This is a genomic window from Cognatishimia maritima, assembly GCF_900129685.1.
Lineage (GTDB): Bacteria > Pseudomonadota > Alphaproteobacteria > Rhodobacterales > Rhodobacteraceae > Cognatishimia > Cognatishimia maritima.
Genome location: NZ_FQWM01000001.1, coordinates 474,916 through 495,461, shown reverse-complemented (window position 1 = coordinate 495,461; position 20,546 = coordinate 474,916). Strand labels below are relative to the sequence as shown.

General features: G+C 59.3%; 23 protein-coding genes. 21 read left to right on the top strand and 2 right to left on the bottom strand.

What is annotated here, in order from left to right; genetic code table 11:
- Nucleotides 1–6: 6 nt before the first annotated feature.
- Complete coding sequence (locus BUA39_RS02555; protein ID WP_072790496.1) at nucleotides 7–1,365, bottom strand: DUF3179 domain-containing (seleno)protein; 1,359 nt, start codon at nucleotides 1,363–1,365, stop codon at nucleotides 7–9.
- A gap of 271 nt (nucleotides 1,366–1,636) precedes the next feature.
- Between BUA39_RS02555 and BUA39_RS16740 the strand changes: the two genes are divergently transcribed.
- From BUA39_RS16740 to BUA39_RS02450, 21 genes are all read left to right on the top strand, one after another.
- A complete protein-coding gene (locus tag BUA39_RS16740; RefSeq protein ID WP_072790493.1) occupies nucleotides 1,637–1,978 on the top strand; it encodes a hypothetical protein in 342 nt (113 codons plus the stop codon).
- Nucleotides 1,887–3,257 (top strand): DNA-packaging protein, encoded by a 1,371-nt coding sequence (locus tag BUA39_RS02545; protein WP_084604664.1) that lies wholly within the window; start codon nucleotides 1,887–1,889, stop codon nucleotides 3,255–3,257. Before BUA39_RS16740 ends, BUA39_RS02545 begins: the two co-directional genes overlap by 92 nt.
- Before the next feature lie 101 nt (nucleotides 3,258–3,358).
- A complete protein-coding gene (locus tag BUA39_RS02540; RefSeq protein ID WP_072790486.1) occupies nucleotides 3,359–4,534 on the top strand; it encodes a phage portal protein in 1,176 nt (391 codons plus the stop codon).
- On the top strand, nucleotides 4,527–4,757 hold the full coding sequence (locus tag BUA39_RS02535) for a GTA head formation protein, RCAP_rcc01685 family (RefSeq protein WP_072790483.1): 231 nt from the start codon (nucleotides 4,527–4,529) through the stop codon (nucleotides 4,755–4,757). Before BUA39_RS02540 ends, BUA39_RS02535 begins: the two co-directional genes overlap by 8 nt.
- Nucleotides 4,758–4,768: 11 nt before the next feature.
- A complete protein-coding gene (locus BUA39_RS02530; RefSeq protein WP_084604736.1) occupies nucleotides 4,769–5,311 on the top strand; it encodes an HK97 family phage prohead protease in 543 nt (180 codons plus the stop codon).
- A 28-nt stretch (nucleotides 5,312–5,339) separates the two neighbouring features.
- Complete coding sequence (locus BUA39_RS02525) at nucleotides 5,340–6,524, top strand: phage major capsid protein (RefSeq protein WP_084604662.1); 1,185 nt, start codon at nucleotides 5,340–5,342, stop codon at nucleotides 6,522–6,524.
- Nucleotides 6,525–6,679: 155 nt separating this feature from the next.
- Nucleotides 6,680–7,279, top strand: a complete 600-nt coding sequence (locus tag BUA39_RS02520; protein WP_072790477.1) for a head-tail connector protein — start codon at nucleotides 6,680–6,682, stop codon at nucleotides 7,277–7,279.
- On the top strand, nucleotides 7,276–7,614 hold the full coding sequence (locus BUA39_RS02515) for a phage head closure protein (protein WP_072790474.1): 339 nt from the start codon (nucleotides 7,276–7,278) through the stop codon (nucleotides 7,612–7,614). The genes BUA39_RS02520 and BUA39_RS02515 overlap by 4 nt, the downstream gene beginning before the upstream one ends.
- Nucleotides 7,611–8,021 carry a DUF3168 domain-containing protein gene (locus tag BUA39_RS02510; protein WP_072790470.1) on the top strand — a complete coding sequence of 137 codons (411 nt, stop codon included), beginning with the start codon at nucleotides 7,611–7,613 and terminating at the stop codon, nucleotides 8,019–8,021. The genes BUA39_RS02515 and BUA39_RS02510 overlap by 4 nt, the downstream gene beginning before the upstream one ends.
- 27 nt (nucleotides 8,022–8,048) lie before the next feature.
- Nucleotides 8,049–8,462 (top strand): phage major tail protein, TP901-1 family, encoded by a 414-nt coding sequence (locus tag BUA39_RS02505; RefSeq protein ID WP_072790468.1) that lies wholly within the window; start codon nucleotides 8,049–8,051, stop codon nucleotides 8,460–8,462.
- Between the two features lie 3 nt (nucleotides 8,463–8,465).
- Nucleotides 8,466–8,798 carry a GTA-gp10 family protein gene (locus BUA39_RS02500; protein WP_072790465.1) on the top strand — a complete coding sequence of 111 codons (333 nt, stop codon included), beginning with the start codon at nucleotides 8,466–8,468 and terminating at the stop codon, nucleotides 8,796–8,798.
- Nucleotides 8,785–8,991, top strand: a complete 207-nt coding sequence (locus BUA39_RS02495) for a rcc01693 family protein (RefSeq protein ID WP_072790462.1) — start codon at nucleotides 8,785–8,787, stop codon at nucleotides 8,989–8,991. The genes BUA39_RS02500 and BUA39_RS02495 overlap by 14 nt, the downstream gene beginning before the upstream one ends.
- A complete protein-coding gene (locus BUA39_RS02490) occupies nucleotides 8,978–9,637 on the top strand; it encodes a phage tail tape measure protein (protein ID WP_072790460.1) in 660 nt (219 codons plus the stop codon). Before BUA39_RS02495 ends, BUA39_RS02490 begins: the two co-directional genes overlap by 14 nt.
- 10 nt (nucleotides 9,638–9,647) lie before the next feature.
- A complete protein-coding gene (locus tag BUA39_RS02485; RefSeq protein WP_072790457.1) occupies nucleotides 9,648–10,280 on the top strand; it encodes a DUF2460 domain-containing protein in 633 nt (210 codons plus the stop codon).
- Nucleotides 10,280–11,149, top strand: coding sequence for a DUF2163 domain-containing protein (locus BUA39_RS02480; RefSeq protein ID WP_072790454.1), 870 nt, complete (start codon nucleotides 10,280–10,282; stop codon nucleotides 11,147–11,149). The genes BUA39_RS02485 and BUA39_RS02480 overlap by 1 nt, the downstream gene beginning before the upstream one ends.
- Nucleotides 11,146–11,610: an NlpC/P60 family protein gene (locus tag BUA39_RS02475; RefSeq protein ID WP_072790452.1), complete on the top strand. Its 465-nt coding sequence runs from the start codon at nucleotides 11,146–11,148 to the stop codon at nucleotides 11,608–11,610. Before BUA39_RS02480 ends, BUA39_RS02475 begins: the two co-directional genes overlap by 4 nt.
- 12 nt (nucleotides 11,611–11,622) lie before the next feature.
- Nucleotides 11,623–15,543: a baseplate multidomain protein megatron gene (locus tag BUA39_RS02470; RefSeq protein WP_072790449.1), complete on the top strand. Its 3,921-nt coding sequence runs from the start codon at nucleotides 11,623–11,625 to the stop codon at nucleotides 15,541–15,543.
- On the top strand, nucleotides 15,543–15,947 hold the full coding sequence (locus BUA39_RS17115) for a DUF7742 family protein (RefSeq protein WP_072790446.1): 405 nt from the start codon (nucleotides 15,543–15,545) through the stop codon (nucleotides 15,945–15,947). Before BUA39_RS02470 ends, BUA39_RS17115 begins: the two co-directional genes overlap by 1 nt.
- Before the next feature lie 75 nt (nucleotides 15,948–16,022).
- Nucleotides 16,023–16,826 (top strand): serine O-acetyltransferase, encoded by an 804-nt coding sequence (gene cysE / locus BUA39_RS02460; RefSeq protein ID WP_072790443.1) that lies wholly within the window; start codon nucleotides 16,023–16,025, stop codon nucleotides 16,824–16,826.
- A 67-nt stretch (nucleotides 16,827–16,893) separates the two neighbouring features.
- A complete protein-coding gene (gene cysK, locus BUA39_RS02455; RefSeq protein ID WP_072790440.1) occupies nucleotides 16,894–17,961 on the top strand; it encodes a cysteine synthase A in 1,068 nt (355 codons plus the stop codon).
- Nucleotides 17,962–18,105: 144 nt separating this feature from the next.
- Nucleotides 18,106–19,125, top strand: coding sequence for a hypothetical protein (locus BUA39_RS02450; protein WP_131814557.1), 1,020 nt, complete (start codon nucleotides 18,106–18,108; stop codon nucleotides 19,123–19,125).
- A 121-nt stretch (nucleotides 19,126–19,246) separates the two neighbouring features.
- On the opposite strand, the gene BUA39_RS02445 is transcribed toward BUA39_RS02450, so the two are convergent.
- Nucleotides 19,247–20,545, bottom strand: coding sequence for a pyruvate dehydrogenase complex dihydrolipoamide acetyltransferase (locus BUA39_RS02445; RefSeq protein ID WP_072790435.1), 1,299 nt, complete (start codon nucleotides 20,543–20,545; stop codon nucleotides 19,247–19,249).
- Between the last annotated feature and the right edge of the window lies 1 nt (nucleotide 20,546).

The following is a 20,546-nucleotide window of genomic DNA, read 5'->3' as shown; positions in this document are numbered from 1 at the left end:
TTTACGTTAACCATCCCACAAAACTGTCCCCGGATAAAACTGCGACCAGGCGAACCAGAACGCCTGATGGCTACCTAATGGCGCTCCGTTGACATCAACCGCCTTCACGCCGCCTGCATCGATCACGAGGTTAACGTTTTCAACCTTAATTTCTTCGCCGCGTTTTAGCGCCAAGAAGGCTTTGCTGCGCTGGAAGGCGACGGGTTTGCCGGAGGCGGTGATGACGCCGATGATGTCTTCGTGCACCGGGAGGCGCGGGTCGACATCCCCGACCGGGAAGATGGGGCCATTGGCATCTCGGTTATTTCGGAAGTCGAAGTCGCGGCCCAAGGCCAATTCTTCAACCAAAACAGTGGTTTCCGGGTGGGCTTTCTTCCATGCGCCCCATTCGGTGGTGATAACGTTGGCTTGTTCCAAACGAATGCCTTTGCGGGCCAGTGGGCCAGTGACGGCGGTGCCTTTGAAGGTGTCAAAGACAGAGCCGCTGGTGATGTCATACATGACTTTGTTGGACCGGATCAGCAGGCCTGAGGTGCGCAGGACGGGGCGTTTGGTGCCTTTCACGTCGGTGAAATAGGCCTGCGCCGCGCCGCAAAGGGTGCAATAGGGGATGCCGAGGTCGCGGCCACCTAGGGTGTCGTTGACCATCTCGCGCACTTCCATGATCTGGCGGGGATAGGCGCGGTATTCGCCGTTCACTTCCACGCCAAAGACGATGTCGCTGTCTTTAAGCCATGTGGCTTCTTCGGCTGTTTGGACCTCGGGATTGTCGGCTGCCGGGATGCAGTTGCAGGGATCGTCGGTGGTGTCAAAAGGTCGGTCATCGATCAGGACGCCGCCCCAAGAGACATGCCGCCAATCGATGTTGCCTTTCACAAAGATCTTGTCCCAGCCCGGGACAACCGTTGTGAAGATGGCGCGTTTGGCTTTCAGGTAGTCGGGTGGGGCGGGGATGTCATAGGCGATGAGGTGGTCGGTGATGACGCCCCAATGGTTGCGGCGGGGCGGTTTGATCTTGAGCAGTTGTGCGGCGGTGGTGCTAAGGTCTTGGGCAAGAGCCGGGGTGGTGACAAAGCGCAGAAGGTCGCTGATGATCCATGCGATGCGCGGGTCGCCCGATGCGGCGACGACCTGTAAGGCGGTTTGCTGCTCCTCGCCCCACCGGCCATCCTGCATGCTGTCGATAAAGGCGGTTTGGATGGCCGTTTCGACGGCGTCTGGGTAGGCACCTGTGGGGCTTGCTGGGGGCGTCCCGAATTGCTTAATCGCGTGATTGGTCTGGGCTATGGACGGCATGGGAAATGCCGCAAGCGTGATGGCCAGCGTGGCGGCAAAAGCTGTAATTATACGCGTAACCTGCGCCATGAGGTGGGCCTTTCTGAAACGGTCGGGATGAGCATTCCTTGAAAGCCGATCAACAGCCAATCACGATTGGGTTAGTGGTGGATCAGTGGCGTTGCGTTTTAGTTGAGCGCATCGTTAAGTATCTGTAAATAAACAAAATATTGACAAACGTGACGGTCTTTGCTACAGTTTTGTCATGCTGGAAGGAATGGGCGCGGCCCTAGGTGATTACCTGGGGTCGTTTTCGTTTCGCTCGTGTGGAGGGGCAACTTTACATGAGAGGCGAACACAAATGCAGAAAAACAATACGCCGGAAAATGGCTCCTCTTTGGAAGAGGAGTTTGATGCGGTGCGCCAGACCCTGGCGCATCTGACGCGGTCTTTGCGCGCGGTCGAGAAAGAGGTCGCCGCAGGGGAGGACGCCGCTGTGCGGGAGGCGAGCAAATTGCTGGCCGATATTCGCACCTGGAGCCGCTTGGCGATCGATATGGAGGTTCGATTTGAAGAACGACGAAAACAGCAAGAAGGCATCGCGACGGATCATGCCGTCAACCTTGCTAGGGCCCGATCTACGATCCGGTGCCGCCTGGATCGCCTCCGCCGATGCTGCGGTGCAGGAGAGATTTCTCGATGAATTGGAAGAGGGAGAGCTGCTGGCTCTCCCTTATTTGTTTGAGTTTTGGGCGATGGATCATCAGCTGCCGCCGGAAGGCGACTGGAAGACCTGGGTCATTCTGGGCGGGCGCGGGGCTGGGAAAACACGGGCCGGGGCGGAATGGGTGCGCAACATGGTGGAAGGGCCGATGCCGCTGGACGCGGGGAAAGCGACACGGGTGGCGCTGGTGGGTGAAACACTGGAGCAAGTGCGCGAGGTCATGGTGCATGGCGAGAGCGGGATATTGGCCTGTTCGCCGCCGGATCGCAGGCCCATTTGGCAGGAGACACGGCGGCGGCTGGTGTGGCCGAATGGAGCCGCGGCGCAGGCCTATTCGGCGCATGACCCGGATCGTTTGCGGGGGCCGCAGTTTGATGCCGCCTGGGTGGATGAATTGGCCAAGTGGAAGAACGCGGAGGCCACGTGGGACATGCTGCAATTTGGCTTGCGGTTGGGGGATCATCCACAGCAGGTGGTGACGACCACGCCGCGCAATGTGCCGGTGTTGCGGCAGTTGCTGGCGGATGCAGGCACGGTGCAGAGCCATGCGCCGACAGAGGCCAACCGGGCCAATCTGGCGCAGAGTTTCCTTGAAGAAGTCGAACGGCGCTATGCCGGGACGCGGCTTGGGCGGCAGGAGCTTGAGGGCCTGTTGATGGCCGATATTGAGGGCGCTTTGTGGACGCGCGCGATGATGGATCGGGCGGAGGTTGAGACCGCGCCGGATCTGGACAGGGTGGTGGTGGCAGTGGACCCGCCGGTGACCGGGACGACGCAGTCGGATGCCTGTGGGATTGTTGTGGTTGGCGCGACTATGGCGGGGCCACCGCAGGACTGGCGTGCTTTTGTCTTGGAGGATGCCTCGGTTGCGGGGCTGTCGCCGCAGGGCTGGGCAGAAGCGGCCTGTGCGGCGGCGCATCGTTGGGGGGCAGATCGGCTGGTGGCGGAGGTCAACCAGGGGGGCGATCTAGTGGAGAGCGTTTTGCGGCAGGTGGACCCGTTGATGTCCTATCGGGCGGTCCGGGCGTCGCGTGGCAAGGTCGCTCGGGCAGAACCTGTGGCGGCCTTATATGAGCAAGGGCGCATCCAACATCTGCGCGGACTTGGCGATTTAGAGGATCAGATGTGTCTTATGGGGGCGCAGGGGTTTGAGGGGGACGGATCGCCGGACCGGGTGGATGCCTTGGTATGGGCTTTGACCGATCTGATGCTGGTGCCCGCGCAGAAATGGACCCAGCCGAAGGTGCGACCCTTGTAGCTGTTGCATAGGCAGCGGTCGGACAAGTGTCAGAGATTTAACAGGTTTCTGGCAGATTGATTTTCAACGAAGCGACAGAGATGCAAGTGAGGGCAAGCCGGATGGTGTTTGAGTTTCTAAGGCGAGATGCGGCGAAGGTGCCTGAGCAGAAGGCCAGCGCGGTTGCGCCTGTGGTGGCTTATCAGTCCTCGGGCCGGGTTGCCTGGTCGCCGCGCGATACGGTGTCCTTGACCAAGACGGGCTATGCCGGGAACCCGGTGGGCTTTCGCTGCGTCAAACTGATCGCCGAGGCTGCGGCGGCGGTGCCCTTGGTGTTGGAGGATCAGACCAAACGCTACGATGTGCATCCGGTGTTGTCTCTGTTAGCCCACCCGAATTTGGCACAGGGGCGGGCAGAGTTCCTTGAGGCTTTGGTGGCGCAGTTGATGCTGTCGGGCGATGGATATGTCGAAGCGGTCGGCGAGGCTGGTCTGCCGGTGGAGTTGCATGTTTTGCGGTCGGACCGGATGCGGGTTGTGCCCGGCGCGGATGGTTGGCCGGCTGCCTATGAGTATGCGGTCGGCGGGCGCAAACATCGGTTTGAGGTTTCTGGCCAGTCGCAGATTTGTCATCTGCGCAATTTCCATCCGCAGGATGATCATTATGGGCTGTCGCCGATGCAGGCCGCGGCCATGGCGATTGATGTGCATAATAGCGCGTCGCGTTGGTCAAAGGCGTTGCTGGACAATGCGGCGCGGCCATCGGGAGCCATTGTCTACAAGTCCGCCGATGGGCAGGGCAGCTTGGCACCTGAGCAGTATGAGCGATTGGTGTCCGAGATGGAGAGCCATCATCAGGGCGCGCGCAATGCGAGGCGGCCAATGTTGCTGGAAGGCGGGTTGGACTGGAAGCCCATGGGGTTTTCGCCCTCGGATATGGAATTCCAGCAGACCAAGGAAGCCGCCGCGCGTGAGATTGCTTTGGCCTTTGGGGTGCCGCCCATGTTGTTGGGCATTCCGGGCGATCCGACCTATGCCAATTACCAAGAAGCGCACCGTGCGTTTTTCCGTCTGACGGTCTTGCCGCTAATAAGTCGCGTGGCCGGACGATTGAGCGATTGGCTTACCGGATTCTCTGGCGATGCTGTGCAGTTGCGGCCTGATCTGGATCAGGTGCCTGCGCTGAGTGCGGAACGCGAAAGCCAGTGGCAGCGCGTTCAGGCGGCGGATTTCCTGACGGTGGCTGAAAAGCGGAAGCTGCTTGGCTTGCCGCCGATGATGGAGGGTGCGGATGGCTGATGGGGAACGCTATGGCTTTGAGGCCTTTGATTGCGCGCCAGCGCTGCGGTTGGAAGCGCATGAGCGGGTGGCGAAGCTGCAATTTGACAGCTTGAACAAGCGGCTCGATCGCATTGAGACAATGATTGAACGGTTAGAGAAACGGCTTTGGCTGACAGTCTATGGCGTTGTGGGCGTGATCCTGGCGCAGGCGTTTCAGTCGCTGATGCAGGTGGGGCCGTGAAAGGGATGGATATGGAATTGGAACGAAAATTTGCGCGGTTTGGTGCGGGTCTGACGGTTGACGCTGGCAACGTGATTGAAGGCTATGCGTCGCTGTTTGGGGCGACCGATCAAGGCGGGGACGTGGTGCAGGCCGGGGCCTATGCGGCGTCATTGATTGCGCTGAAGGCGGCGGGACGGTCGGTGAAGATGCTGTGGCAGCATGATCCAAGCCAGCCGATTGGTATTTGGGACGAGGTGCGCGAGGACGCGCGGGGGCTTTATGTCAAAGGGCGCTTGCTGGACAGCGTGGCAAAGGGGCGCGAGGCGGCAGCGTTGATCGCCGCAGGGGCCATTGATGGGCTGTCGATTGGCTATCGCACCGTGCGGGCAGCCAAAGACGACAAGGGCCAGAGGCTTTTGAATGAATTGGACCTTTGGGAGGTGTCTTTGGTGACCTTTCCAATGCTTCCAACGGCTCGTGTGGCAGCGAAAGGAGACAGTCCTGAAGCTGACATGATGCGGGTTTTGGCGGGTATTTTTGACGATGCCCGGCAGCAGATGGCGCAGGGTTAAGCGCGACTAAATTTCGAAAGGGTTGAGGATGACCAAATCGGGAACCGGGCTGATGGCCCGGAATGGAGAAGATGTGTCTCCGGTAGAGGGGGTAAAGGCCGCGGTGGCGGGATTTACGTCTGAATTCAAGGGCTTTCGGGCCAGTGTTGAACAGAAATTGCAACAGCAGGACGAGCGAATGAACAAGTTGGATCAGAAAACAATGATGGCCGCGCGCCCGGTTTTGGAGCGCACGGATTATGACGCGCCGCACCAAAAGGCGATGACGGCCTATCTGCGCACGGGCGATGATGACGGGCTGCGTGGGCTGGAGTTGGAAGGCAAGGCGCTGTCCACCGTGGTGAACGGAGATGGTGGCTATCTGGTTGATCCGGTGACCTCTGAAACGGTCAATTCTGTGTTGGCGTCAACTGCGTCGATCCGGGCGATTGCCAATGTCGTGCAGGTCGAGGCGACCTCTTATGACGTCCTGATGGACAGCACGGATGTCGGCGCGGGCTGGGCGGACGAGACATCGGCGTCGGCTGAAACCGGAACGCCGACGATTGAGCGCATTTCTATTCCATTGCACGAACTTTCGGCGCTGCCCAAAGCGTCGCAGCGCCTGCTGGATGACAGTGCCTTTGACATCGAAGGCTGGCTTGCGGGCCGGATCGCGGACAAATTTGCGCGGGCTGAGGCGGCGGCTTTTATCACCGGGGATGGTGTGGATAAGCCGACGGGTATTTTGACCCACAACATCGTGGATGATGCCAGCTGGGCTTGGGGCAATCTGGGGTATATCGCCACCGGCGTGGATGCCGGGTTCAACGGCGGCGATGCGCTGATTGATCTGGTCTATGCCTTGGGCGCGCAATACCGGGCGAATGGCACCTTTGTGATGAATTCGAAGACAGCGGGCGCGGTGCGCAAGCTGAAGGACGCGGACGGACGCTTCCTGTGGTCTGACGGTCTGGCGGCGGGCGAACCAGCGCGGCTGCTGGGCTATCCGGTGCTGATTGCCGAGGACATGCCCGACATTGCAAGCGGGGCTGACGCCATTGCTTTTGGTGACTTTTCAGCCGGTTACACGATTGCGGAACGCCCTGATCTGCGTGTGCTGCGTGATCCATTCTCTGCCAAGCCGCATGTGCTGTTTTACGCGACGAAACGCGTGGGCGGTGATGTGAGCGACTTTGCGGCGATCAAGCTGCTGCGGTTCGCGGTGTCCTAAGGGTGCATCGCGACGGGCAAGGCGGCGTTGGGTCGCCTTGCCGGGGCGTGCGCCGGAGACGCGTTTCTGGCTGCTCCCCTCCCACCGAGTGACGCGTGGTGCGCGCCCTAACTGGATGGGGAGAGTGAGGGGAGCAAGAGGTTTGGAGGATGTCCATGTATCTGATGGATGAAACAGAGCTGCCGCTATCGGTCTTGCCCATGGCAGAGTTCCGCGCGCAGTTGCGGCTTGGCACCGGGTTTGCTGAGGACACGTTGCAGGACAGCGTTCTGGAAGGCTTTCTGCGGGCGGCATTGGCGGCGGTTGAAGCGCGCTGTGGCAAACTGTTGCTGTCGCGCATTGTGACGTGGCGTTTGCCCGATTGGCGCGATGGGTCGGTCCAGGTTTTTCCCTTGGCTCCGGTCAGTGCCGTGGATGCGGTGCGTCTTCTGGATGCAGAGCAGGAGATCACCGAAGTTGCGGCCTCTGCCTATGTGCTTGAGATGGACGCGCATGCGCCAAGACTGCGCAGCACCGGGGCCAGTTTGCCATCGCCGGTGGGCGGTGGGCAGATCGAGATTGTGGCGTCTGTCGGCTTTGCCGCGACCTGGTCGGGCGTGCCTGCGGATTTGCAGCAGGCGGTACTGCTGCTGGCGGCGCACTTTTACGAATACCGCAATGAAACGGCATTGGCGGGGGGCTGTATGCCCTTTGGCGTTACCAGTCTGATTGCGCGGTACCGCCCGGTACGGATCGGGTTGGAGGGCGCGCAATGAGACAGCCGCAACTCAACCGTCGGATGCTGCTGGAAAGCGTCACCCGCAATTCGGATGGCGCGGGGGGCTTTGTGGAAAGCTGGGTCGCGCTTGGCCATGTTTGGGCGGAGGTGAAACCTCGGTCTGGGGGTGAGCGGGATCGCGAAGATGTGGGCGTGTCTCGGTTGGATGTGAAGGTCACAGTACGGGCGGCGCCTGTCGGGTCATCGCAGCGGCCAAATGCGGGGCAACGGTTTCGCGAAGGGTCGCGGATTTACCGGATTATGGCGGTGACCGAACCCGATATCTCGGGGCGCTATCTGACCTGTCTTGCACGTGAAGAGGTGGCAGCATGAGCTACGGGGTTTCAGTGGCGTTGCAGGCGGCGGTCTATCAGCATTTGCTGGCGGACAGCGCGCTGGCAGGGCTGATTGGCAGCGCAATTTACGACGAGGTGCCCAATGGCACGATCCCGTCGACTTATGTGACCTTGGGGCCAGAAGTGGTGCTGGATCGGTCCGATGGCGACGGCAGCGGGGCTTTGCATCGCATTGAGGTCTCTGTGGTGTCTGACGTCAGCGGTTTTGCCGGGGCGAAGGCGGTCGCGGTGGCTGTAAGTGACGCTTTGACCGAGGCCGATCTGGCTTTGGCGCGCGGTCATCTTGTGGCGATGCGGTTTGAACGCGCGGTGGCAAGCCGGGAAGAAGCCGCGAATTTGCGGCGGATCGACCTGCGGTTTGCGGCGCGGGTTCAGGACAATTGATTTCATCAAACGAAGGGGGCCGGGCAGATGGCGGCACAGAACGGTAAGGATCTATTGATCAAGGTGGATATTCTGGGGGACGGCAGTTTTGTCACGCTGGCAGGGCTGCGCGCGACGCGGATCAGTTTTAATGCCGAAAGCGTCGATGTGACGTCTTTGGAAAGCCAGGGTGGTTGGCGAGAACTTTTGGGTGGGGCGGGCGTAAAGTCGGCGTCCATTTCCGGGTCGGGCATCTTTAAAGATGCCGATACGGATGAGCGGGCACGGCAGTTGTTTTTTGACGGCGAAGTCCCGGCGTTTCAGGTAATTATCCCTGATTTTGGCACGGTTGAGGGCCCGTTTCAGGTCACGGCGCTGGATTATGCGGGCACGCATAATGGCGAGGCGACCTATGAATTGGCTTTGGCGTCGGCTGGCGCACTGACCTTTGTGGCGGCTTAAGCCATGGCCAATCCCTATGCGGGAGAAGTAGCGCTGACGGTCAACGGAAAGCGCTGCGTGGCCAAGCTGACGCTTGGAGCCTTGGCAGCTTTGGAAGCGCGTTTGGCGAGTGGATCCTTGATGGCGTTGGTTGAGCGCTTTGAAAGCGGGGCGTTTGGTGCAGGGGATGTGATTGCATTGCTGCATGCAGGGCTAACGGCCTGTGATTGGGACGGGTCAGAAGGCGATCTGGCCAAGGCCGATATTGCCGGTGGCCCTTTGCAGGCGGCGCGGGTGGCGGCGCAATTGCTGGCGGTGGCTTTTGTGGTGCCGGGAGAGGGCGATGACGGGCTTTGACTGGCGCAGCCTTATGCGTGCGGGGCTGCATGACTTGCGCCTGGACCCAAAGGCATTCTGGGCGCTGACGCCTGCCGAACTTGCGGTGATGCTTGGTCAGCCTCAAGGCGTGACCCCGATGAGCCGCCCGCAATTGGAGGCGCTTTTGACGGCCTATCCAGATCAGAGAGGACAGGAACATGACGGATTATGAGGGCATGGACGCGTTTCGGGATCACCTTGGTGACATTGGTGACAGTGCTGCCGCGACCGGAGAGATGCTGGCGGCGTTTGACACAGAATTGCACCGGGTGCGGCGCAGTTTGCAAAGCGCGGGCGGCGATTTTGAGACCTTTGAAAAGGGTATGTCCAAAGGGCTGAAGAAGGCCGTCGATGGGTTGGTGCAAGACGGCGATAGCCTTGGTGATGCGCTGCGCAATGTTTTCAAAAGCGTGATGGACAGCGCCTATGAGGCGGCGGTAACGCCGGTGACGGATCACTTTGGCGCGCTGATTGCGCGCGGTATTGGCGGTCTGGTCGGGGGGCTGATGCCCTTTGCCGATGGGGCGGCTTTTACGCAGGGGCGGGTCATGCCCTTTGCAAACGGAGGCATTGTCAGTCAGGCCACAGCTTTCACGATGCGCGGCGGGCTTGGTGTGATGGGTGAAGCGGGGCCAGAGGCGATCATGCCCTTGGCACGCGGGGCGGATGGCAAATTGGGCGTGCGCGGTGGTGGTGGCCGCCCTGTACAGGTTGTGATGAATATCCAGACCTCGGATGTCGAAGGATTTCGCCGCTCTCAGGGCCAGATCGCCACACAAATGACCCGCGCCATCGCGCGCGGGCAGCGGAATATGTGAGGAGTGTCGCATGAGTTTTCACGAGGTAAGATTTCCGACCAACCTGAGTTTCGGCTCGATCGGTGGGCCAGAGCGGCGGACGGATATCGTGACGCTGACCAATGGGTTTGAGGAACGCAATACGCCCTGGGCGCATGCGCGCCGTCGCTATGATGCAGGCGTTGGCGTGCGGTCTTTGGATGATATCGAGACGCTGATTGCCTTCTTCGAAGCGCGGCGCGGTCAGCTTTACGGGTTTCGTTGGAAGGATTGGTCGGATTTCAAATCCGCCCTCCCGAGTGCCGAAATTGATTTTCGCGATCAGGTGATTGGTGAGGGGGATGGGCAAACCCACGTGTTCCAGCTTCACAAGACCTATCAAAGCGGAGAGGCGCGGTATCAGCGCCCGATTTGCAAGCCCGTCGCAGGCACTGTCCGGGTTGGTGTGGCGGATACTGAACAGCTGGAAGCCGTTGATTTTACGTTGGATACAGCGCGGGGTGAGATCACTTTGGTGCAGGCCCCCGCGCCGGGAGAGCCAGTGACCGCTGGGTTTGAATTTGACGTGCCGGTGCGCTTTGACACGGATCGCATTCAGACCAGCGTGGCGAGTTTTCAGGCGGGCGACATGCCCAATGTGCCCGTGGTGGAGGTGCGTGTCTGATGGGGATTTCAGCAGAGCTCAAAGCGCATCTTGAGAGCGGACTGACCACATTGGCGCGGTGCTGGCAGGTCACGCGCAGGGATGGTGTGGTGCTTGGGTTTACTGACCATGACTGCGCGCTGTCATTTGACGGTGTCGATTTTCGCGCGGACAGCGGGCTGACGGCCATGGCGCTGGATCAGGCGACGGGGCTGGCGGTTGATAATACCGAGACACTCGGGGCCTTGAGTGCGGATGCCATCACCGAAGAAGACATCGCCGCCGGGCGCTATGATGGGGCCGACGTGCAGTGCTGGCTGGTCAATTGGGCGGCGCCGACGCAGCGCACGGTGATCTTTGCCGGTCAGATCGGAGAGATCACGCGTGTCGGGCAGGCCTTTCAGGCCGAAGTGCGCGGATTGAGCGAGGTGCTGAACCAGCCGCGCGGGCGGGTGTTTCAGAAAAGCTGCCCGATGGGTGTTGCCGCATTAGAGGTTGATCTGACGGCACCGGCCTATTCGGCAGAGGTCGAGGTGGTGGATCAGCTCGATCCGCATACTTTTGAAGTGATTGGCGCAGAGGGCTGTGACACGGGATGGTTCACGCATGGCCTGTTCATCATTGATGATCTGTCACTGAATGTCGTGATCAAATCGGATGAGGTGATTGCGGGCGGACGGCAGATCACACTTTGGGAGCCGCTGCCACAGTCTCTGGACGTTGGGCAGCCCGTGCGGTTGATCGCGGGGCATGACCGGTCGTTTGCGACCAGCCGGTTTAAGTTTAACGATGCGCTGAATTTCCGGGGCTTTCCTGACATTCCCAATGACGACTGGATCACAACTCTGCCGCGCAGGGATGGCGTGAATGACGGCGGGAGCCTGCGATGAGGCAGGATATTGTTGACGAGGCGCGCCGATGGATTGGGACGCCTTATGTGCATCAGGCGTCTCGGTTGGGGGCCGGGACCGATTGCCTGGGGTTGATACGAGGTGTCTGGCGCGGCGTGTTGGGCGCAGAGCCAGAGGTGGCCCCGGCCTATTCGGCAGATTGGTCTGAGACGGCGCAGGACGAGGTGCTTTGGCGGGCGGCGCTCCGTCATTTGGTGCCAAAGGATCTCGCAGCGGCAGCGCCGGGTGATGTTCTGTTGTTTCGAATGTGTGACCGGGCGGTTGCCAAACATCTGGGTGTTCAATCCTTGGTTGGGGGTCAACCTCGATTCATTCACGCTTTTGCGGGGCATACGGTGGTGGAAAGCCCTTTGTCGGCCCCTTGGGCGCGGCGAATAGTGGCGCGTTTTGCCTTTCCTGAACCCATGACAGCCCAAGCGCCCTCAGAAGATCCTCAGTAAGGAGCAGCTCTTATGACAACGATGGTGTTATCCGCCGCAGGTGCGGCGATTGGCGGAGCCGTGGGCGGATCGGTCTTGGGGCTGTCGTCGGTGGCGATTGGACGTTTTGCTGGGGGTGTGATCGGCAACGCAATTGATCAACGCATTCTGGGCGGTGGCGGACGGGCCATCGAAACCGGGCGAATCGATCGTTATCGCCTGTCAGGGGCCGCAGAAGGGCGCGCGATCCCGCAGGTCTATGGGCGGATGCGCATTGCCGGGCATGTCATTTGGGCGACGCGATTTAAGGAAACCGTCACGACGACAGGCGGCGGTAAAGGCCGACCTCCGCAGCCCAAGGAGACCACTTACAGCTATTCGGTGTCGCTCGCCTTAGGGCTTTGTGAGGGGGAGATCACTGGCGTGACGCGGCTCTGGGCTGATGGGCGCGAGATTTCCATGGCTGATGTGACGATGCGGGTTTATCCGGGCAGAGAGACGCAACTGCCAGACCCGAAGATCGAAGCGGTTGAGGGTGTGGGCGCAGTGCCTGCCTATCGCGGGACAGCTTATGTGGTGTTTGAAGACCTGGACCTGACGCCCTTTGGCAATCGGGTGCCGCAGTTCTCATTTGAAGTCAGCCGACCGGCTCCGGCCACACAAGAGGACGCGGCGTTTGATCTGGTCAGGCGGACGGAGGCAGTGGCTTTGATCCCTGGGTCTGGGGAATACGCCTTGTCCAGCACACCTGTCTATTACGAGAACGGCCCTGGGAAGTCGTGGCCTGCAAATGTGAATTCACCTTCGGGGGAGGCGGATTTCAAAACCGCCATTGAAGTTCTGGACAATGACCTGCCCGCCTGCAGGGCGACGTCTTTGGTGGTGAGTTGGTTTGGCAATGATCTGCGCTGCGATGCGTGTGAGATCAGACCCAAGATTGAAGAGACGGATTTTGATGGCTCGGTCCCTTGGGTTGTCGCGGGGGTTCCGCGTTCATCGGCGCAGGCGGTGCCGCAGGTGGAGGGGCGACCTGTCTATGGCGGCACGCCTGCGGATGCTTCAGTGATTGACGCAATTGCGCATCTGAAGGCGACGGGGAAGGCGGTGTTGTATTATCCTTTCATTCTGATGGATCAGATGGAGGGGAATGGCCTGCCTGATCCTTGGACTGGCGCAGAGGACCAGCCCGCGTTTCCGTGGCGGGGACGTATTACTTGTTCGGTGGCTCCGGGGTTGGCTGGCGTGGATGGCATGCAGGCAGCCGCGGACGAAGTTGCGGCGTTTTTTGGCACGGCGTCGGCATCGGACTTCACGGTAGCAGACGGCGCAGTGAGTTACTCTGGCCCCGATGAGTGGCGCTATCGCCGGTTTATCTTGCATCAGGCGGCGCTGTGTCAGGCCGCAGGAGGGGTTGATGCCTTTTGCATCGGCTCTGAAATGCGGGGGCTGACCTGGGTGCGGGATGATCAGGGGGACTTTCCTGCGGTTGCTGAACTGATTGACCTCTTGTCAGAGGTGCGCGCGATTTTGGGGCCAGATGTCAAACTCAGTTATGCGGCGGATTGGAGTGAGTATTTTGGTTATCAGCCCGAAGTTGGCAGTGATGACCGACTGTTTCACCTTGATCCGCTCTGGGCGCAGGAGGAGTTGGATTTTGTCGGTATCGACAACTACATGCCGCTTTCGGATTGGCGGGATGGGCACGATCACTTGGATGCCCCTTATGGGTCGATCTACGATCTGGACTACCTAATGGACAATATTGCCGGCGGAGAAGGGTATGATTGGTTTTACCCAACTGAGAATGCGCGCAACACGCAGAAGCGTGCGGCCATCACGGATTGGGCTTACGGCGAAGCGTGGATCTATCGCTACAAGGACATTCGCAATTGGTGGTCTCAGGCGCACCATGATCGGATCGGTGGCGTGCGGCAAGAAACGCCAACCGCTTGGGTGCCGCAATCCAAGCCGATCTGGTTCACGGAACTCGGCTGTGCGGCTGTTGATAAGGGCACCAATCAACCCAACAAGTTTCTCGACCCCAAGTCGTCTGAAAGCCAGTTGCCATATTTCTCGGATGGGCAACCTGATGAATACATTCAGATGCAATACCTCAGGGCGCAGTATCGGTTCTGGTCTGATGGGGCGAACAACCCGACCTCGGAGGTTTATGAGGGACCGATGGTTGATATGTCCCGTGCCTTTGTCTGGGCCTATGACACACGGCCTTTCCCATGGTTTCCACGCAATACCGACCTCTGGAGCGATGGCGCGAATTTCCGGCGCGGGCATTGGATATCTGGTCGGTCCACACACCGGTCCCTAGCGTCTGTTGTGAGGGAAATTTGCGAAGCATCGGGACTGACGCGCATCGACGTTTCGGGCCTAGAAGGCGTTGTGCGCGGCTATGTGGTGGATGAGGTGTCCACCGCGAGGCAGAGCCTGCAGCCTTTGATGTTGCGCTATGGGTTTGACGCGGTGGAGCGGGATGGCATGCTGCATTTTCTGATGCGTGGCGCACCATCCAAGCGCGCGTTGGTCGAAGAACAACTGGCGGTCTTGCCGGACCTAGACGGGCCGTTGATCAGAACTCGGCAATCAGATGCCGAGACCATTGGTAGGGTGCAGGTCGCCGCTGTGACGGCCTATGGCGACTATGACAGCCTGCTGGAAGATGCGCATTTTGCGGATGACGAAAGCGACGTTGTCTCGCGCACCGAAATGGCGCTGAGCCTGCAGCGCGGCGAGGCCCGGGAGGTCGCTGAAAGGTGGCTTTCTGAGGCGCGACTGGCGCAGGACCGGGCCCAGTTTGCTTTGCCGCTGTCACAGATGGATGTGCAGGTTGGGGATGTGGTGACTTTGCCGTCTGATACTGGCGCGGGCGAGGACTACCGGATTGATCGCATTGAACGGGCGGAGGCCCTGAGGTGTGAAGCGGTGCGCGTGTCAGAAGAGAGTTATGAGACGCGGGACCTTGATTTGGACGAGGGAGGCTTGGCAGGGTTCGCAGCACTGTCGCCTTTAACGCCGCTCTTTATGGACTTGCCATTGCTGACTGGCGATGAGGTGCCACATGCGCCGCATGTCATGGCAGTGGCGGACCCTTGGCCCGGCGCAGCGGCGGTCTATCGGGCGCTGACGGACCATGATTATTCCTTGTACGTGCTGCTGACACAGCCACCTGTGGTGGGCATCTTACAAGAGGCTCTCCCGGCAGGTGCGCTGGGCGTTTGGGACCGCTGTACAGAGGTGCCGGTTCAGATGATCCGGGGCCACCTGCAAAGCCGCGCCGCTGCGGCAGTGCTGGAAGGCGCGAATGTTGCTGTGATTGGCGATGGTACACCCGACAACTGGGAAGTCGTGCAGTTTGCAGGCGCGGAACTGACCGGTACGGATGAATACACCCTTTCGACCCTGTTGCGCGGGCAACGCGGCAGCGGCGTGGCGGGGGCAGGGGGCTGGCCTGCTGGGTCGTGGCTTGTGGCCTGGACAGGGGCTGCCGAACAGCTGGACATGGCATCGTCGGAAATTGGTCTGTCGCGCAGCTACTGCGTTGGGCCTGCCTCGCGGCCTGTCAGTGATCCGCTTTACGCCGAGGCAACGCATGCCTTCCGAGGCAACGGTCTGCGGCCCTATGCGCCGGTGCATCTGCGGGCGACGGTAGACGCGGCGGGCACATTGGACATCCGATGGATTCGCCAGACCCGCGTCGGGGGCGACAATTGGGAGGTTGCCGAGGTGCCCTTGGGTGAGGAAAGCGAAGACTATCGGCTGACGATCTGGCAGGCGGGGGACATAGTCTATGAAATCCTCACGAGCAGTTCCAACGTACAGTTGGAGGCGGAGACGCAGTTGTCGGTGGGTATGGCCGGGGTGGTTGAAGTGCGCGTTGAGCAATTGTCGACCAGCTATGGGGCAGGGCCCGAGGCGGTCACGCAGGTCAATCTGGGCTGATGCGGCGGGTCATGGCGGGGGATTTGTTTGCACTGGCGGCCTATTTGGCAGAGCTTCCGCCAGCGCGCCGGGCAAATGCCTGTCAGCGCCTTTTTAGTGAAGCGGAATGCGCAGACAAATACCGCAAACGGTATCTGAGGCGACATCGCTGTTGGGGCGATGGCAGCCTTTTGGCGCGCATTGGATGCGAGGCGCGGCGGCCTGTCGTTTTTCCAGATTTGCAGTCGCCAAACTATTGCCACTGCCTGCAAATCGCACTTGCAGAAATGACAAAATGGCGTGCAGCCAAACAGGACCACGCTGGAAACCGCGCAACAAACAGCGTCAAGAATGCCAAAAGTCACAAGAACTTCACACCATCTTTAGCGTCCGAACGCAGGTTTGCATTGCATTCCGAGGCATGATCCTGTCCATAACAACCTTGAATTTGCTCTGAATTCCCTAAGTGGTATAGAGTGAGGTGAAAGAGGATCGGTGACATGGCTGAACGCAACCCCATCATCAAAGAACTTGACCCCGTCTGGGAGCGTATCCTGCGCGAGGGCGAGGAGGCCGTAAAGTCAGAGCCGCTATTGGGCGGGCTAATCCATTCGTCGATTCTGCACCACAGGTCGATCAGACACGCGCTTAGCTATCGCACTTCGCTGAAGCTGGCCTCTGCCGAGATGTCTGAACAGATCCTGCGGGAGATCGCGGATGAGGCCTATGCCGCCGACCCGCAGTTGGCTATGGCGGCGCGTGCCGACCTGACGGCGGTTTTCGAACGTGACCCGGCCTGCCATCGGCTGATCCAGCCCATGCTGTTTTTCAAAGGCTTCCAGGCCATCCAGGCCTATCGCGTGGCGCATTGGCTGTGGAACCAGGGCCGCAAGGATATGGCGTATTTCTTTCAGATGCGCTGTTCAGAGGTGTTTGGTATCGACATTCACCCCAATGCCCGCATTGGGCAGGGGATCATGATCGACCATGCCCATTCCATCGTTATCGGCGAAACCGCCGTGGTCGGGGACAATGTCTCGATGCTACATTCCGTCACTTTGGGCGGGACCGGCAAAGAAGAAGAGGATCGTCATCCCAAGATTGGGGATGGCGTCTTGATTGGGGCCGGGGCCAAGGTGTTGGGCAATATCAAGGTTGGCAATTGCTCTCGAGTCGCGGCTGGCTCTGTGGTGCTAGAAGAGGTGCCGCCCTGCAAAACGGTGGCCGGCGTACCGGCCCGAATTGTCGGCGACGCCGGGTGTTCGCAGCCTGCGGTCAGTATGGACCAGCGACTAGAAGGCTGATCGTAAAGAGTGACATTGAAACCACGCCCGTGATTTTCACGGGCGTTTGCATTTGAGAGGGAGAGAGATGGGACGCACAACCAAAGGCCAAGGCCGGATTTATGACAGCATCGTGGACACCGTTGGCAATACGCCGGTGATCCGCATCAACCGTTTGGCGCCAAAGAACGTGAATGTCTTTGTGAAAGCCGAAGCATTCAACCCGGCGGCCTCGGTCAAGGACCGGCTGGCGCTGAGCATCATCGAAGCGGCGGAGGAAAGCGGTGCCCTGAAACCCGGTCAGACCGTGGTTGAAGCGACCTCTGGCAACACGGGGATCGGCCTTGCGATGGTCTGTGCGGCCAAGGGCTATCCGTTGGTTGTCACCATGGCTGACAGCTTCTCGGTGGAACGTCGCCGTCTGATGCGCATGTTGGGGGCGAAGGTTGTACTGACCCCGAAGGCTCAAAAGGGCTTTGGCATGTATCAAAAGGCGGTCGAACTGGCAGAGGCCAATGGCTGGTTCCTTGCCTCGCAGTTTGAAACGCCTGCCAACGCCGATATTCATGAAAGCACCACCGCGCGTGAGATCATGGCGGATTTTGGCGACCGCAAGCTCGACTATTTTGTCAGCGGCTACGGCACTGGTGGCACAGTGACCGGCGTCGCGCGCGTGTTGCGCAAGGAAAGCCCTGAGACCAAAATCATCCTGACCGAACCCGCCAATGCGGCCTTGATCAGCAGCGGCACCGCGCAGGAGCGCAACAGCGACGGCCAGCCTGCCGCCAGCCACCCGTCGTTTGAGCCGCACCCAATCCAAGGCTGGACCCCGGATTTTATCCCGCTGGTCCTGCAAGAGGCGCTGGACAATGGCGGCTATGACGACCTGATCCCAGTACCCGGCCCAGAGGGTATCGCGGCGGCGAAGGACCTAGCCCAGAAAGAGGGTATCTTTACCGGCATCTCTGGCGGCTCGACCTTTGCCGTGGCGCTGAAGGTTGCCGCCTCGGCACCGGACGGGGCGAATATCCTCTGCATGCTGCCCGACACGGGCGAACGGTACCTGTCGACACCTCTGTTTGACGGGATTGCCGAGGAAATGGACGAGGAAGAGGTCGCGTTGAGTAAATCGACGCCGGGATTCCAGTTGGATTGATTTCTAGCGACTAGTTAGGAAAGGCCACCTGATTGGGTGGCCTTTTTTTTGGGTTAATGTGGAGGATATGGTTGTGGCTGTGTAGTTATTTTCAACTTTGAGTCCAAGTTGTACATGCTGCATAACGCAGCAAGACCTTCCACCGTGAGCGCAATGACCAGAGACGGACTTCAATACTACCGAAACGTCACAGGCTCTCTTGAGGCTAAGGCCAAGTCGAAAGGTGGACGATTGCCTCTCTATGAGCATATGCGGTTGAGCTATTGCAAGAAGCCTTTTTTGTACTTCGACACCGATGAAGAAATCACGCAACTCGCATACGATGCAGCTAATAATATCCAATACTTGGGTGAAGAAGGCAAAATTGAAGCACGTCCTGTAGATAATGACTACTGGTTTAGAGTTTGGCAGACGTTTCAGGAAACAATGGAGGAAATGGCGCGCCGAGGAATTCATCCCCGGGAAATAATCGGAGATAGAGATAAGTTTGCTCAATACTTCCATGATGGTGAACCGGTTGGGTTAAGGTTGCTGAAAGGCGTCAGTTTCGCGCCCTTTAAAAAGCTGTTGAAGTTCTCGCGGCGCGACTACGTGCAGGACATGTTAAACATCGGTAGGTTTAGAATTTCACCCGCATCGTCTTACAACAACCCTGCATACAACGTTGCAATGGCCGATGTCGAAGTCGAACGGAGGTACCGTGTTTCTTTAATTTCAGAGTACATGGATGGAGAAGATTTCATCGAAGTGAAAGGAAACAGAATACCCGTTTCACAAGGGTATCTTCCAGTCGACTTTCCTCTCCCAGACTATTACCTGTTCTCGACTTGCGGCTTGCCTGAAAGACGTATGCCAACTGATTTCCAGTCGAATGCAGCACTACTGATACATCGCCCCAGAGAGTTCGTCAGACGTATTAAAGTTGCCCTGCAGAACGCACAGCCGACTTGGCAGTTCATGGAAGGGCCGGTGAAATACTATGATCGGTATAAGGACATTCCTTCAGATCAAGACCAAGAATTCTACAAGGAGTTCAAGTTCGCTTACCAAGCCGAACACAGAATTATATTGAGACCCAACGGAATTGGACACTACACCAATCTCCAACCATTCTTTGTGGAAATTGGTAACTTGTCAGATATTGCCGAGATGTTGCACACGTAGTCCCTTGTTTCGCTCGTTCAAAACGAAAACTGGAACGATTGATCGGTTCGCATCGCGATAACTCTATAAGCCAAAAAAGGCCGCTCAACGAGCGGCCCTTTTTCTTTCTCTCGCAGCACCCCTAAGCCAGCATCGCCATCGGATTTTCCAAATTGCTCACGATGGCTTTCAACAAGTCTGCCCCCACAGCCCCATCAATCACGCGGTGGTCGACGGACATGGTGACGCTCATCACCGTGGCGACGGTGACGTTGCCCTCGGTATCAACCACCGGTTTTTTCACGCCCGCGCCCACGGCGAGGATACCGGCGTGGGGTGGGTTCACGATGGCGTCGAAATTGTCGATGCCGAACATGCCAAGGTTTGAGATCGCAAAGCTGCCGCCTTGGTATTCATGCGGGGCCAATTTACGGTCGCGGGCGCGGGTGGCGAGGTCTTTCATTTCCGTCGACAAGGCCGACAGAGATTTCATCTCGGCATCTTGCAAGACCGGCGTGAACAACCCGCCCTCGATGGCGACAGCCACGGCGACATCGCTGGCTTTCATCTGCAACACGCGGTCTCCGGCCCAGACGGCATTGGCGGCGGGCACGGATTGCAGCGCCAGCGCGACGGCTTTGATGATGAAGTCATTGACCGAAAGTTTCACGCCGCGATCTGCCAGTTGTGCGTTGATTTCACTGCGGAATTTCAACAGCGCGTCCAGTTTGATGTCGCGCCGCAGATAGAAATGCGGCACGGTCTGCTTGGCTTCGGTCAGGCGCGCGGCGATGGTTTTGCGCATGCCGTCGAGTTTAATTTCCTCATAGACGCGCCCTTCGTAGGCGCGCGCCACCATGTCTGCCGATGGGCTGGCGGGCATCGCTGTTGCAGCGGCAGGTGCGGCTGCGGGGGCTTCTGCCTTGGCGGCAGGGGCGGCACCCGGCTTGGCGTTCAGCACGTCGGCTTTGACGATGCGGCCTTTGGGGCCAGAGCCTTTGATGGTCGAGAGATCAACGCCCTTATCAGCTGCAATCCGGCGTGCCAAAGGCGACGCAAAAATCCGAGAGCCATCAGCAGCAGCTGGCGCGGCTGGCGTTGGGGTGTCTGACGGTTTCGCAGCTTGGGCGGGGGTGTCATCCTTGGCGGCAGGCGCAGCCTCAGCCTTTGCTGGGGCTTTGACGTCAGAGGCGTCTTCGCCTTCTTCCAGCAGCATGGCGATAGGGGTGTTCACCTTCACACCCTCCGTGCCCTCGGCCACAAGGATCGGCCCCATGGTGCCTTCGTCCACGGCTTCGAATTCCATGGTGGCTTTGTCGGTTTCAATCTCGGCGATGATGTCGCCAGAGTTCACTTCATCGCCTTCCTTGACCAGCCATTTGGCCAAAGTGCCTTCTTCCATCGTCGGCGAAAGGGCCGGCATCAGGATTTCAATGGGCATG

Coding starts and splice junctions, on each gene's coding strand:
- BUA39_RS02495 (WP_072790462.1), top strand. CDS start 8,785: ATGACGGGCTTTGACTGGCGCAGCCTTATGCGTGCGGGGCTGCATGAC.
- BUA39_RS02480 (WP_072790454.1), top strand. CDS start 10,280: ATGGGGATTTCAGCAGAGCTCAAAGCGCATCTTGAGAGCGGACTGACC.
- BUA39_RS02540 (WP_072790486.1), top strand. CDS start 3,359: ATGGTGTTTGAGTTTCTAAGGCGAGATGCGGCGAAGGTGCCTGAGCAG.
- BUA39_RS02520 (WP_072790477.1), top strand. CDS start 6,680: ATGTATCTGATGGATGAAACAGAGCTGCCGCTATCGGTCTTGCCCATG.
- BUA39_RS02510 (WP_072790470.1), top strand. CDS start 7,611: ATGAGCTACGGGGTTTCAGTGGCGTTGCAGGCGGCGGTCTATCAGCAT.
- BUA39_RS02505 (WP_072790468.1), top strand. CDS start 8,049: ATGGCGGCACAGAACGGTAAGGATCTATTGATCAAGGTGGATATTCTG.
- BUA39_RS02470 (WP_072790449.1), top strand. CDS start 11,623: ATGACAACGATGGTGTTATCCGCCGCAGGTGCGGCGATTGGCGGAGCC.
- BUA39_RS02490 (WP_072790460.1), top strand. CDS start 8,978: ATGACGGATTATGAGGGCATGGACGCGTTTCGGGATCACCTTGGTGAC.
- BUA39_RS17115 (WP_072790446.1), top strand. CDS start 15,543: ATGCGGCGGGTCATGGCGGGGGATTTGTTTGCACTGGCGGCCTATTTG.
- cysK (WP_072790440.1), top strand. CDS start 16,894: ATGGGACGCACAACCAAAGGCCAAGGCCGGATTTATGACAGCATCGTG.
- BUA39_RS02485 (WP_072790457.1), top strand. CDS start 9,648: ATGAGTTTTCACGAGGTAAGATTTCCGACCAACCTGAGTTTCGGCTCG.
- BUA39_RS02475 (WP_072790452.1), top strand. CDS start 11,146: ATGAGGCAGGATATTGTTGACGAGGCGCGCCGATGGATTGGGACGCCT.
- cysE (WP_072790443.1), top strand. CDS start 16,023: ATGGCTGAACGCAACCCCATCATCAAAGAACTTGACCCCGTCTGGGAG.
- BUA39_RS02500 (WP_072790465.1), top strand. CDS start 8,466: ATGGCCAATCCCTATGCGGGAGAAGTAGCGCTGACGGTCAACGGAAAG.
- BUA39_RS02525 (WP_084604662.1), top strand. CDS start 5,340: ATGACCAAATCGGGAACCGGGCTGATGGCCCGGAATGGAGAAGATGTG.
- BUA39_RS02555 (WP_072790496.1), bottom strand. CDS start 1,365: ATGGCGCAGGTTACGCGTATAATTACAGCTTTTGCCGCCACGCTGGCC.
- BUA39_RS02445 (WP_072790435.1), bottom strand. CDS start 20,545: ATGCCCATTGAAATCCTGATGCCGGCCCTTTCGCCGACGATGGAAGAA.
- BUA39_RS02515 (WP_072790474.1), top strand. CDS start 7,276: ATGAGACAGCCGCAACTCAACCGTCGGATGCTGCTGGAAAGCGTCACC.
- BUA39_RS16740 (WP_072790493.1), top strand. CDS start 1,637: ATGCAGAAAAACAATACGCCGGAAAATGGCTCCTCTTTGGAAGAGGAG.
- BUA39_RS02530 (WP_084604736.1), top strand. CDS start 4,769: ATGGAATTGGAACGAAAATTTGCGCGGTTTGGTGCGGGTCTGACGGTT.
- BUA39_RS02545 (WP_084604664.1), top strand. CDS start 1,887: ATGCCGTCAACCTTGCTAGGGCCCGATCTACGATCCGGTGCCGCCTGG.
- BUA39_RS02535 (WP_072790483.1), top strand. CDS start 4,527: ATGGCTGATGGGGAACGCTATGGCTTTGAGGCCTTTGATTGCGCGCCA.